2 protein-coding genes are annotated in these 1,195 nt (G+C 72.6%); both read left to right on the forward strand.

Annotated features, from left to right (window positions below):
* Window positions 1-122: 122 nt before the first annotated feature.
* On the forward strand, window positions 123-416 hold the full coding sequence (paaB, locus tag ACWDX9_RS63475; RefSeq protein ID WP_192783751.1) for a 1,2-phenylacetyl-CoA epoxidase subunit PaaB: 294 nt from the start codon (window positions 123-125) through the stop codon (window positions 414-416).
* A 12-nt stretch (window positions 417-428) separates the two neighbouring features.
* The coding region (paaC, locus tag ACWDX9_RS63480; protein ID WP_449973482.1) for a 1,2-phenylacetyl-CoA epoxidase subunit PaaC at window positions 429-1,195 on the forward strand (767 nt) is incomplete at its 3' end.

Raw genomic sequence — 1,195 nt, forward strand, 5'->3', positions numbered from 1 at the left:
GGTCATGACGGCCTTCGGCACCGAAGGCGCCTGCAGCGCATGGCGCACCGCCGGGCAGCGCACGAGGACGGCGCCTGGGTACGCGAGGCCGCGTCGGCGTTCGCGGAGCGGGCGGGCACGCGATGAGCGCCGACCGGCGGGAGTGGCCGCTGTACGAGGTGTTCGTCCGCGGCAAGCGGGGTCTCAACCACGTGCACGTCGGATCGCTGCACGCCGCCGACGACGCGATGGCCGTACGGCACGCGCGCGACGTCTACACCCGGCGCAACGAGGGCGTGAGCATCTGGGTCGTACGGGCCGACGCCATCACGGCCTCCAGCCCGGACGAGAAGGACCCGCTGTTCGCGCCGAGCGGCGACAAGGTCTACCGACACCCGACGTTCTACGACATTCCCGACAACGTCCCGCACATGTGATCGGTTGGACTCATGAACGACGAATTCGCCGGCGACTCCTCGCAGTGGGCCTTCGGCACCGGCTTCGAGGACCCCCTGGCCGGGGTCGACACCACGGTGCCGCCGGGCGTGGACGCCGCCGAGCTGGCCGCGTACTGCCTCATGCTCGGCGACGACGCGCTGATCATGTCGCAGCGCCTGTCCGAGTGGTGCAGCCGCGCGCCCGACCTGGAAGAGGACATCGCGCTGGCGAACATGGCGCTCGACCTGCTCGGACAGGCCCGCCTGCTGCTGTCGCGGGCGGCGGCCGCGGATCCCGGCGTCGTGCCCGCCCTCCCCGAGGGCTCGCCGGCGCCGGCCGAGGACGCGCTGGCGTACTTCCGCGACGCGGAGCAGTTCCGCAACGTCCGGCTCGCCGAGGTGGAGAACGGGGACTTCGCGCACGTCGTCGTGCGGCTGCTGCTGTTCTCGGTGGCCCGGCTCGCGCTGCTGGAGCGGCTGCGAACCAGCCGTGACCAGGTCCTGGCGGCGGTGGCGGCCAAGGGCGTGAAGGAGATCACCTACCACCGCGACTGGGCGGGACGCTGGTTCCGCACCCTGGCGCAGGGGACCGAGGAGTCGCGGCGCAGGCTGGTGGCGGCGCTGGACTCCCTGTGGCCGTACCAGGCCGAGCTCACCGATGTCGGCGAGGATCTGCGTGACGAGGTGAACGCCGTCCTCGACCAGGTCTTCACCGTGAGCGGCGTCGAGCGGCCCGAGCGCGCGCCGCTGACCGGCACCGGCCGCGACGGCGCGCACAC

Source organism: Nonomuraea sp. NPDC003201 (assembly GCF_053590415.1).